At 73.1% G+C, this 11,455-nt stretch carries 7 protein-coding genes; 6 read left to right on the top strand and 1 reads right to left on the bottom strand.

Annotated elements, in window-relative coordinates:
- From ACFV4G_RS28055 to ACFV4G_RS28035, 5 genes are all read left to right on the top strand, one after another.
- Positions 1–4,913: SDR family NAD(P)-dependent oxidoreductase (locus ACFV4G_RS28055; protein ID WP_380444891.1), on the top strand; the 4,913-nt coding region annotated here is incomplete at its 5' end.
- 53 nt (positions 4,914–4,966) lie between these two features.
- Positions 4,967–6,184, top strand: a complete 1,218-nt coding sequence (locus ACFV4G_RS28050; protein ID WP_380444890.1) for a cytochrome P450 — start codon at positions 4,967–4,969, stop codon at positions 6,182–6,184.
- 47 nt (positions 6,185–6,231) lie between these two features.
- Positions 6,232–6,696, top strand: coding sequence for a nuclear transport factor 2 family protein (locus ACFV4G_RS28045; RefSeq protein ID WP_380444889.1), 465 nt, complete (start codon positions 6,232–6,234; stop codon positions 6,694–6,696).
- A 75-nt stretch (positions 6,697–6,771) separates the two neighbouring features.
- On the top strand, positions 6,772–7,572 hold the full coding sequence (locus ACFV4G_RS28040; protein WP_380444888.1) for an oxidoreductase: 801 nt from the start codon (positions 6,772–6,774) through the stop codon (positions 7,570–7,572).
- 246 nt (positions 7,573–7,818) lie between these two features.
- A complete protein-coding gene (locus ACFV4G_RS28035) occupies positions 7,819–9,192 on the top strand; it encodes an FAD-dependent oxidoreductase (protein ID WP_380444887.1) in 1,374 nt (457 codons plus the stop codon).
- A gap of 13 nt (positions 9,193–9,205) precedes the next feature.
- On the opposite strand, the gene ACFV4G_RS28030 is transcribed toward ACFV4G_RS28035, so the two are convergent.
- On the bottom strand, positions 9,206–10,909 hold the full coding sequence (locus ACFV4G_RS28030; RefSeq protein ID WP_380444886.1) for a serine/threonine-protein kinase: 1,704 nt from the start codon (positions 10,907–10,909) through the stop codon (positions 9,206–9,208).
- Between the two features lie 50 nt (positions 10,910–10,959).
- Here ACFV4G_RS28030 and ACFV4G_RS28025 point away from each other — a divergent pair, with 50 nt between their 5' ends.
- A complete protein-coding gene (locus tag ACFV4G_RS28025) occupies positions 10,960–11,442 on the top strand; it encodes a hypothetical protein (RefSeq protein WP_380444885.1) in 483 nt (160 codons plus the stop codon).
- Positions 11,443–11,455 lie beyond the last annotated feature (13 nt).

Raw genomic sequence — 11,455 nt, 5'->3', positions numbered from 1 at the left:
ACAGCGACCGCCCACGCCGCGCCGCCGTCTCCTCCTTCGGCGTCAGCGGCACCAACGCCCACGTCATCCTCGAACAGGCGCCCCCCACGGAGACCCGCCGCCCCGTGGACGGCACGCAGGCTCTGGACTCCGGCGTCGCCCTGCCGTGGGTGCTGTCCGCCAAGAGCGACGACGCGCTGCGGGCGCAGGCGCGCGGCCTGCTCACGCACCTGGACGAACGGACCGACGTACCGCTCGCCGACCTGTCGTGGTCACTGAGCCGCCGTGCCGCGCTCGGCCACCGCGCGGTGGTCGTGGCCAGGAACCGAGAGCAGGTGCGCCGGGCGCTGGGCGCGCTGTCGGACGGCGGTACCGCGCCCGGTCTGGTGCGCGGTACGGCCGGCCGGCCCAAGGTCGCGTTCCTGTTCACCGGTCAGGGAAGTCAGCGCCCGGGGATGGGGAAGGCGCTCTACGAGGCGTTCCCGGCGTTCGCCGAGGCGCTGGACGCGGTGCTCGAACAGCTGGACGTCCGTCTGGGCCGTCCGCTGAAGGAAGTGATCCTGGGCGACTCCGGGCACGAGGATCTGCTGGACCGGACCGCGTACGCGCAGCCGGCGCTGTTCGCCTTCGAGGTGGCGCTGTTCCGGCTGCTGGAGCACTCGGGTGTGCGGCCGGACTGCGTCGCCGGCCATTCGGTGGGAGAGCTGGCCGCGGCGCACGTCGCCGGTTGCCTGTCCCTGCCGGACGCAGCGCTGCTGGTGGTCGAGCGCGGCCGGCTGATGCAGGGGATGCCCTCGGGCGGCGCGATGGCGGCCGTCGAGGCGAGCGAGGCCGAGGTGCTGGCGGCTGTGGACGGCGTGCGCGACAAGGTCGCCGTCGCGGCGGTCAACGGCCCGTCCTCGGTCGTCGTCAGCGGGGACGCGGCGGAGGTCGAGCGGATCGCGGGCGGGTTCGCCGCGCGCGGGCGCAAGACCCGGCGGCTGCGGGTGAGCCACGCGTTCCACTCCCCGCACATGGAAGGCATGCTGGACGCCTTCCGTGAGGTCGCGCGCCGCGTCGACCACCGGCCGCCGCGTATCCCGCTGGTCTCCACGCTGACCGGGGACGTGGTCACGGCGCAGGAGCTGGCTTCCCCCGACTACTGGGCCCGGCACGCGCGCCACGCGGTGCGTTTCCTCGACGCCGTCCGCACCCTCGAAGCCCAGGGGGTGGACTCGTTCCTGGAGCTGGGGCCGGACGCCGCGCTGACGCCGATGGCGGACAGCTGTCTCACCGGCAGGAACGCGGTGGCACTGGCGGCGGTCCGGGCCGGCCGGCCGGAGGAGGAGACGCTCGTCACGGCGCTGTCCCGGCTGCACGTGCACGGCGTACCGGTGGACTGGCGGACGTACCTGTCCGCGGCCGGGCCCCGGCTCGTCGACCTGCCGGCCTATCCCTTCCAGCGCCGGCGCTTCTGGCTCGCCCCGTCCGCGGACGGGGAGGCGGGGCAGCCCCACCGGGCCGGGCAGCGCGACCTGCCGCACCCCCTGCTGCGTGCGGAGGTGGACGTGCCGACGGCGGAGACGGTCCTGTTCACCGGCAGGCTGTCGGCGGCGGAGCAGCCCTGGCTCGCCGACCACACGGTGCTCGGCGCCCCGGTGCTGCCAGGGGCCGCGCTGGTGGACATGGCGCTGACGGCCGGCCGGGAGACCGGCCTCGCGGACGTCGAGGAACTCACCCTCCAGGAGCCGCTGGTCCTCCCCGAGGATCGCGCCGTCCACGTCAGAGTCGTGGTCGACGCTCCGGACGCCTCCGGACGCCGGCCGGTGAGCGTCCACTCCCGGCCGGAGGACGCGCCCTCGGCGCAGACGTGGACCCGGCACGCCACCGGTCTCCTCTCCGCCGCCGGTCTCCTCTCCGCCGGAGGCGGGGAGCCGGAGCACCCCGTGGTGTGGCCGCCGGACGGCGCGCTCGCACTGGACACGTCCGGCCTCTACGCGGAGCTGGCCGCCGCGGGCCTGAGTTACGGGCCGTTGTTCCGGGGGGTGCGGCGGGCGTGGCGGCGCGGTGCGGAGATCTTCACGGAGGTGTCGCTGCCGGAGGAACGCACGCACGAGACCGGCGGGTTCTGTCTGCATCCGGCGCTGCTGGACGCCGCACTGCACGGTGCCGGCCTGGGCGGCCTGGTCGAGAGCGAGGGCGGGGCCATGGTGCCGTTCTCGTGGAGCGGTGTGTCGCTGCACGCGGCCGGGGCGTGCGCGCTGCGTGTCAGGCTGGCGCCGGACGGGCCAGGCAGCATCGAGGTGGCCGCCTCGGACCTGGACGGCCGGCCGGTGATGTCGGTACGGGGCCTCGCGCTGCGGCCGATTTCCCGCGAGCAGATCCGCGCCACGCAGAGTGTCCGGGACGGCGCTGTCTTCCGGGTCGACTGGGCCAGGACGGCGGCACGCGACGCGGTGCCGGTACGGCGCTGTGCGGTCGTGGGTCCGGGCGGTGACGGGTACGCCGGGGCTCTGGAGGCCGCTGGTGTCCGGGTGGGCCGCTTCGCCGGTGTGGCGGACCTGGGGGACGCGGTCGCCGCCGGTGAGGCGGTCCCGGATGCCGTGGTCGTGGTCCTGGGGCCGGGCACGGGGTCGGTCGTCGCGGCGAGCCACGCCGCCGTCCACGAGGCGTTGGTGGTGGTCCGGTCCTGGCTCGCCGACGGGCGGTTCGCGCAGGCACGTCTCGCCTTCGTGACGAGCGGCGCGGTGGCCGCGCGCCGTGGGGAGGACCCATCGGCGCTGGCCCACGCGCCGGTGTGGGGCCTGGTCCGGTCCGCGCAGACGGAGCATCCGGGCCGCTTCGTGCTGATCGACGTGGACGGTGAGGACGGGTCGTCGGGCGCGCTGAGCGCCGCGCTCGCCTGCGGCGCGTCCCAGGTGGCGATCCGCTCGGGCGCGCTCCTCACCCCTCGGCTCGCCAGGGCAGCGGGGGGCGGCGTGCCCGGGGATCTCGCGCTCGCCCCCGAGGGCACCGTGCTGGTGACCGGGGGCACGGGGGGCCTGGGCCGACAGGTGGCCCGTCATCTGGTGGAGCGCCACGGCGTACGGCACCTGCTCCTCGCGAGCCGTCGCGGCCGGGCCGCCGACGGGGCCGCCGAGCTGGTCGCGGAGCTGGCGGAGCTGGGCGCCGAGACCACCGTGGCCACCTGCGACGTGTCCGACCGGCAGGCGCTGGCGCAGCTCCTCGCGGGCGTGCCCGCCACGCATCCGCTGAGCCTGGTGGTGCACGCGGCCGGTGTGCTCGACGACGGGGTGCTCACCTCGCTGGCCCCGGAGCAGCTGGACAGCGTGCTGCGGGCCAAGCTGGATTCCGCGTGGCACCTGCACGAGCTGACCCGGGACAGCGACCTCGCCGGGTTCGTCCTGTTCTCCTCGGCGTCCGGTGTCCTGGGCGCCGGGGGGCAGGGCAACTACGCGGCGGCGAACGTCTTCCTCGACACGCTGGCGCAGCACCGGTCCGCCCAGGGGCTGCCCGCCGTCTCGCTGGCCTGGGGGCCGTGGGAGGAGAGCAGCGGCGGCATGACCGGTACGGCGGCCCGGAACCCGCTCGCCCGGCTCGCACGCTCGGGGGTGGCCGCCCTCTCCTCCGAGGAGGGCCTGGACCTGTTCGACGTGGCCCGGTCGGGTGCCGAGGCATCGGTCGTCCTGATGCACGTGGACACCGTCGCGCTGCGTGCGGCGGGCCGCGAGGAGGTGCCGACGCTGCTCAGGGGGCTCCTGCCCGCGCCGCCGCCTGCGCCGACTACGACTACGACTACGGCTACGGCCCGCAGGAACCTCGCGGATCTCGGCGCGGAGGAGCGGCGGGAGGAGTTCCTGGATTTGGTGCGGACGCGCGCCGCGAGCGTGCTCGGCCACACCGACCCCGGGGCCCTGGACGTCTCCCGGCCGTTCCTGGAGGCGGGGTTCGACTCGCTGACCGCCGTGGAGCTGCGCAACGCCCTGAGCGAGGCGACCGGCCTCCGTCTTCCCGCCACGATCGTGATCGACAGCGCCACACCGGCCGGGCTCGCCGAGCGGCTCGACGCACTGTTCGGCGCGAGCCGGTCCGGGCAGGACGCCGTCGCACACCGGACGCAGGACACCGTCGACGTGCTGTACCGGCAGGCATGCGCACAGGGCAGGATCGGTGACGGGAACGCGTTCCTGGTGGCCGCCGCCCGGCTGCGGCCGACGTTCACGGCGTCGCAGGACGGGGCCGTGCGGGAACCGGTCCGGTTGTCGGGCGGCCCCGAGCGCCCCGCCCTGGTCTGTTTCCCCACCGTGGGGGCCTCGTCGAGCCCGCTCCAGTACGCCCATTTCGCCGCGGCGCTCGCGGGCGTCCGCGAGGTGTCCGCGATGCAGGTGCCGGGCTTCGTCGAGGGTGAGGCGCTGCCCGCCGACTTCGCCACCATGGTGGAGACGCAGGCACAGGCGGTCCTGCGCCACACGGCCGGCGACCCGTACGTCCTCGTCGGCTACTCCTCCGGCGGCTGGCTGGCCAACGCGGTGGCGGGCCGTCTGGAGGAGACGGACCGCGGCCCGTTGGGCGTGGTGCTGCTGGACACGTACTTCGCCGACAGCCGGCTCCCGCTGATCCAGCCCGCGCTGACCCGGGGCATGTTCGACCGGGAGGAGTCGATCGGCAGGATCGACCACGTGCGGTGGACCGCGATGGGCGCGTATCTGGGCATGTTCGCCGGCTTCTCCCCGGCACCGACCCGTGCGCCCCATCTCCTGGTCCGCGCCACGGCCCCGCTGCCTCCGGTGGACGGCTCCCCCGAGGTCCCGGCGGACGTCTGGAAGCAGGACCCGGCGTTCCCGATGGCCGTCCAGGAGGTGCACGGCGACCACTTCACGATCGTGGAGGACGACGCCGGAGCCGCCGCCCTGGCGGTGCACCGATGGCTCTCCGTCCCCCTTCCCGGCCTGTGACAGGCGTTCCGCATCCGCACCACGTCCCCACCACGACGAGAGAGGTTCTGACCATGACTGAGCAGTCGACGACGACCGGCACGGAGCTGCACGAGTACCCGATGAGGCGGGGCTGCCCCTACCACCCGCCGACCGAGTACACGGAGCTGAGCGAGCAGGGCCCGCTCTCCCAGGTGGAACTCTACGACGGCCGGGTCGCGTGGCTGGTGACCCAGCACAAGGAGACGCGGGAGATGTTCGCCGACGCGAAGCTGTTCTCCTCCGACCACGACAACCCCGCCTTCCCGATCCTCGCCGAACGGGAGAAGAACTTCCCCGAGTTCACCCAGGAGCTGTTCGGTCTGGACGGGGAGCGGCACAAGGCCCGCCGGCGCATGCTGCTGCCGCGTTTCACCGCCAAGCAGGTGGAGAGGCTGCGTCCGATGATCCAGGAGGTGGCCGACGAGCTCATCGGCGACCTGCTGCGGCACGAGACTCCGGTCGACCTGGTCGCGGTGCTGGGCAGGCCGCTGCCGTCGCGGGTGATCTGCAAGATGCTCGGCATCTCCTACGAGGAGCACGAGCTGTTCGAGGTGCACGCCCAGGGGATCATGCAGGCGCCGGACCTGGAGCAGGCCGTCACGGCCGGCCGGGAACTGCTCGACTACCTGGTGAAGGTGGTGGACGCGAAGCGGGCGAACCTGAGCGACGACCTGTTGAGCACGCTCATCAGGGACCGGCTGAACACGGGTGAGCTGACGTCGATCGAGGTGTCGAAGCTGATGGTCGCCCTGCTGATCGGCGGTCAGGAGACGACCACGAGCATGATCGGCCTGGGCACCCTGACGCTGCTGCAGCACCCTGACCAGCTGGCGATGCTGCGCGAGGACCCGGAGCTGGTCCCCGGCGCGGTGGAGGAGCTGATGCGCTTCCTGTCCATCGCCGACCTGACGACGCTGCGGGTCGCGACCGCCGATGTGGAGGTGGCCGGGCGGACGATCAAGGAAGGGGACGGTGTCATCCTGTCCACCGCCGCAGCCAACCGCGACACCCGGGCCTTCGAGAATCCCGACGTGTTCGACATACGCCGGGACACCCAGGGCCATCTGGCCTTCGGTCACGGACCGCACCGCTGCCTGGGAGAGAACCTCGCGCGGGCCGAACTGGAGATCCTGTTCACCGCTCTCTTCGAGCGGATCCCCACGTTGCGCCTCGCGGTGCCGATGGACGAGGTCTCCATGAAGGTCGGCATGACGCTGGAGGGCCTGCACGACCTCCCCGTCACCTGGTGACCGCTCCTCCACGCCCATCCCCGACCGATCCCGGTAAGGAACAACGCATGGACGACCGCACCGCCGTCATCGAGATCTGCGATCGCACGGGGTGGCACAGCGACCGGCGCGAATGGAACGAGGCCCGCGCCCTGTTCGCTCCCAAAGTGCTCCTCGACTACACCAGCCTGCTCGGCGGGTCACCGACCACGGTGACGTCGAAGGAACTCGTCGACTCCTGGGTCGCGGTGCTCGGTGGCTACGACTCCTCCCAGCACTTGATGACCAGTCACCTGGTGTCGTTCGAGGGCGCCACGGCCGAGTGCACGGCCTCCTTCCAGGCGACTCACCGGCTGGACAACCCCATGGGCTCCCCGCTGTGGCGCATCGGCGGAACCTACCGCTTCCATCTCGTGCGCTCCGGCGGCAACTGGAGGATCGACGAGCTGGCGATGACCATCCTCTGGACGGAGGGGAACCGGAACATCCTGGACCTTGCGGCGGAACGGCAGTCGCAGAAGCCGACGAGCTGATCATCGCCCGGCCACCGGGCCCCGTGCCACCCCGCGGGGCCATCACTGAAGCACCGTCGAAGACAGGAAAGCGTCATGTCCTACGAAACAAACGCGTCAACGAGTAAACGGGGTAAACGCGCGCTGGTGACAGGCGGTACCCGCGGTATCGGCTTGGCGATCGTGCGGAGGCTCGTCGCCGAGGGGGCAACCGTGGTGACTTCGGCACGGAAGGAGGCACCCGGGCTCCCGGACTCGGCACACTTGGTGATCGCCGATTCGAGCAGCCTGGAGGGCGTCCGGCAGCTGGCCGACACGGCTCTCGAACTGCTCGGCGGTGTGGACATTCTGGTCAACAACGCGGGTGGGGCGAGCAGCGGCGGCATGCCGCACCTGGGCGGGTACTCCACGATCCCTGACGAGGACTGGATCGAGGCACTCAAGACGAACTACCTCGCTGCGGTCCGGCTCGACCGGGCCGTCCTGCCGTCGATGATCGAACAGCGCAGCGGGGTGATCATCGAGATGGCATCGACGACCGCCCAGCGGCCGGTCGGCGCCCTGCTCCATTACGGAGCGGCGAAGGCGGCGCTCCTCCACTACGCGAAGGGACTGGCGGCCGAGGTCGCCGGGTACGGGATCCGCGTCAACAGCGTCCTTCCGGGACTGGTCAGGACCCCGGCCATGGACATGGTCGCGGACAGTATCAGGGGTGCCACCGGGCAGGACGGCGACGATGTCGTCCAGATGATGGTCGAGATGGAGGGCGCACCGATGAAGGGCGTCAGCGAGCCGGAGGATGTCGCCGACCTCGTGTCCTTCCTGACCTCGGACCACGCCGCCCGCATCACCGGCTCCGGCTACGTGATCGACGGCGGGGCGCTCGCGCGGGCGTAATGCCCTATACGCGGGGCGGATGCTCTGGACGAGGTGCTGTGGTACCGCAGGGCGGGGGCAGGAGAGACGGCCGCTTCCCGCCCTCGCCCTGCGGTGTCAGGCGCACAGGCCGCGGCGCCGCAACGCGGTCGGCGTCGCTGCTTCCAGTCGCACCCCGGAGGCGCTGCCAGGGGCGACGCCGGTTTGACGGGCGGCGATCATCGGACAGTAAGATCGCTCCGCAACACGACGCGAAGGGGAGCCTCAGTGGCGCGGGTTGCAGTGATCGGTGGCGGTATCAGCGGGCTGGGGACAGCGCTCATGCTGGGCCGGCGGGGCCATGTGGTGACGCTGTTCGAACAGGACACACGGGCCGCCGGTGAGGACCTCGACCGGGACTTCTACGACTGGGCCAGGCCCCGGGTGCCCCAAGCCGACCAGCCCCACTCCTTCCTCGCGCCGGTGCGCACCGTGCTGCGGGCCGAGGCCCCGGACGTCTACGCGGACCTCCTGGCGCGCGGCGCCCACGAGTACCACGACTTCGACTGGTTCGACGCGCACCCGCCGCAGCGGGACGGCGACGAGGACCTGATCACCCTGCGCACCCGTCGCATCGTGCTGGAGGCCGCCCTGACCGCCGCCGTGGAGCGGGAAGCCGCCGTCGACGTGCGGCGCGGCTGCCGGGTGCGCGGCCTCGCCTTCGCGGCGGACCGTCCCACCCGGGTCACCGGTGTGGAGACGGACGCCGGGACCCACCCGACGGACCTTGTCGTCGACGCCGCCGGCCGCCGCTCGCCGGTGCCCGGCTGGCTGACCGCGGCCGGCTGCCGCCCGCCCGTGGTCGAGAGCCACCGCGCCGGGATCGCCTACCTGTGCCGCTGGTACCGCCTGCGCCCCGACGGCCCGCGCGACCCCGGGCGTGTCAAGACGGGCTCGGTCGCGCCGTTCGCGATGGCCGGCGTCTTCCCGTCCGACAACGACACCTTCGCGCTGAGCCTGGTGCTCTCCACGGCCGACCCGACCCGGGGCGCGCTCACCGACCCCGCCGTGTTCGAGGCCGTCCTCCACCGCTTCCCGGCCTGCGCCGCCTGGCTCGACCTGGCCCCCGAACCGCAGTCCGCCGTCCTGGCGATGGCCGGCCTGGACAACCGCTGGTCCTCACTCGTCGACGCGGACGGGCCCGTCGTCACCGGCCTGGTCAACGCCGGGGACAGCCTCGTCCACACCAACCCCACCCTGGGCCACGGCGTCGCCCTCGGGCTCCTGGCCGGCCAGTACCTCGCCGCGCACGCCGACGAGGTCGCCGCCGACCCCGCCGGCTACCACGCCTGGAGCACCCGGACCCTCCGGCCGTGGTTCGACGCCCAGGTGAAGGCCGATCAGACCAACGCCCAGCGCCTCGCCGAGGCCGCACCGGCCACGGACGTGCGGGCCGCCGCCGTGGCCGCGTGCGCCTTCGAGGACCCCGTCGTCATGCGCGCCCGGGCCCACGTGCGCCACCTCGTCCACACCCCCGACACCGCCTACGGCAGCGACGAGGTGGACCGCCACGTCACGGCCTGGCTGGCCGACCGCCCCGACTTCGCCCCGACCCACGACGGGCCGACCCGCGCCGAGTGGGACGCGCTGATCCCCGCTTGAGAGCCCGCCGGGGTCACTTCGGCCCGTCGTCCCAGGCGGTGACGGCGAACCGGAGGGGACCAACGCCCGAGGGAACGGCCACGATCCTCAGGACGACCGTACGGCCCTTGCGGGTCTGGTAGCAGAACTGTTTGCCGGGGACCAGGGGGCCGCTGTCGGCGGCGCCGTTCTGTTTGATCTGGACCTTGCATTCGCCGGAGCTCGGACCATAGTCGTCGAAGGGGCGGGCGGCCGCCGCCAGGGCCGGTCGCGCCCGCTCGACCCCCAGGCTCGGCGCGCCGGCCGCGTTCCACCGCACCGCCAGATCGGCGGGATCCGCACCGACCACCGGCCGGTCCGCGTCGAGGTCGATGGAGGCGGCCTGAGCGGAGTCGATGGTGACATCGACCGGTCCGTACTTGACGGGAGCGGTGGACTTCTCGTCGGGGACGTCCAGCGCCGCGAACGAGAGGTAGGCGATATAGAGGCCGACGACCAGGAACGACACGGCCACCAGACGTCGTCGTCGCCTGGGCCTCGCGGGCGTGTGCGAAGCGGGGGGAACGGGGACCTGGGGGGCGTAGGCGGGCGGCGCGGGCGGAGCGGGGGCCTGGGGAGCGACGGCCGTCAGGAAGTCCGGATCCAGGACGCGGGTGGGCGCGGGCGGCTGCGGCCGGGGCATTACGACGGGTGCGGTGGCGGGGGCGGTGGGCACGTACTCGGCCGGGGCAGGTGCGGGCGCGGCGGGCTCAGGCACCGCAGGCTCGACCGGGCTCTCCTCCGCCGGCGGCCCCTCGACCGGCGCGTCCCCGTCCAGGAGCCGGCGGACGGCCGTCTCGCGGCGCCGGATCTCCCCCGCCAGGGGCGCCGGCAGCCAGTGTTCGAAGGCCCGGAGGGGCCGGGGTAGGACACGGTTGCAGAGGTCCGCCAGCTCTTCGGGCGTGGCCCTGGCCGCCGGGTCGGCGTGCAGGCAACGGGCGAGCAGCGCGCGCAGCTCGGGCTGGTAGCCCGAGAGGTCCGGGGGCCGGTACTCGGTGTTGGCGATGCGCGTGGCGAGGGTGATCGCGCTGCCCTCCCCGTACGGGTGCCGCTCGGTGGCGGCGACGGCGGCGATCAGGCCGAGCGCGAAGACGTCGCCGGCCTGGGTCACCGGTTCTCCGAGCGCCTGCTCCGGGGACATGAAGTGGGGCGTGCCGATCATCGAGCCGCTGGCGGTCAGCCGGGTGCCGTCCTCGGCCCGGGCGATGCCGAAGTCGATGACCCACGGGCCGTCGGAGGCGAGCAGGACGTTGCTGGGCTTCAAATCCCGGTGGACGATCCCGGCCGCGTGCACCGCGCGCAGCGCCTCCGCGACGCAGCCGACCACCTGGAACACGGTCGTCAGGGGCAGCGGCCCGAACCCGCCGAGGGCCTGGTCCAGTGCGAGGCCGGGAACGTAGCGGCAGGCCAGCCAAGGCGTGGTGCCGCCGGTGTCGTGGTCGATGACGGGCACCACGTGGTAGCCCTGCACCGTCCGGGCCGCGCGGACCTCCTGCTCGAACCGGCGGCGGAACTCCCCGTCGCGGGCGAACTCCTCACGGATCACCTTGATCGCGACCGGCTGGCCGCCACGCGTCCGGGACAGGTACACGGCCCCCATGCCGCCCTCGCCGATCCGGCGCAGCAGCGGGTACCCCGCGACGTCGCGCGGGTCGCCCGGCCGCAACGGCGGCATGCCCGTGTGGTCCTGACTGGTCACCGCTGCTCCCGCTCCCCCGGCATCGTCGGATCACCGTCGGAGCACCGTCGATGATCAAGGACGATGCTACCGACGCGGCAGTGAGCTACGGTCGCCGTGTGGAGAATGAGGTGTTCCCGCCGTACCCGGTGCGGGACGTGCGGGCCCGGTACGTGTGGCAGGCGGGGTGTCCGTCCGACTTCGCTGACGTGACGGTGGACTTCGAGCCCTGGGAGAACGGAATCGTCCTGGAGGTCGCGCACGGGGCGGAGCTCGTCGGAACGATCCCGGAGGGTGAACTCCGCTCGTGGCACGAGGCGTTCGTCGAGGGCATCCGCGAAGAGCTGGCCGCACGCGGCGCAGGTGAGGTGGCGCTGGCCGTCGTCATCCACCGTACGGTCATACACGACGTGGATTCGAGCGCACGCTCCTTCCACGCCGCCGGCCGGGTCGCCGTCCGGGAGGCGTTCGTCCGGATCGACGGCCCCGGCCCTGCTCTTGCGGCTCCGTCACGTCCGCATCGTCGTCAGTCCTCGATCCCGGTAAAGACTTGAGCCGACCGTACGG

This window comes from Kitasatospora sp. NPDC059747, assembly GCF_042732955.1.
Lineage (GTDB): Bacteria > Actinomycetota > Actinomycetes > Streptomycetales > Streptomycetaceae > Kitasatospora.
Note: the sequence above shows the minus strand (reverse complement) of the source record. Positions and strands in the feature narration are given on the sequence as shown.

What these genes read in the sequence shown, in the direction of transcription:
- ACFV4G_RS28040 (WP_380444888.1), top strand. Translation starts at nt 6,772, where the DNA reads ATGTCCTACGAAACAAACGCGTCAACGAGTAAACGGGGTAAACGCGCG.
- ACFV4G_RS28045 (WP_380444889.1), top strand. Translation starts at nt 6,232, where the DNA reads ATGGACGACCGCACCGCCGTCATCGAGATCTGCGATCGCACGGGGTGG.
- ACFV4G_RS28025 (WP_380444885.1), top strand. Translation starts at nt 10,960, where the DNA reads ATGATCAAGGACGATGCTACCGACGCGGCAGTGAGCTACGGTCGCCGT.
- ACFV4G_RS28050 (WP_380444890.1), top strand. Translation starts at nt 4,967, where the DNA reads ATGACTGAGCAGTCGACGACGACCGGCACGGAGCTGCACGAGTACCCG.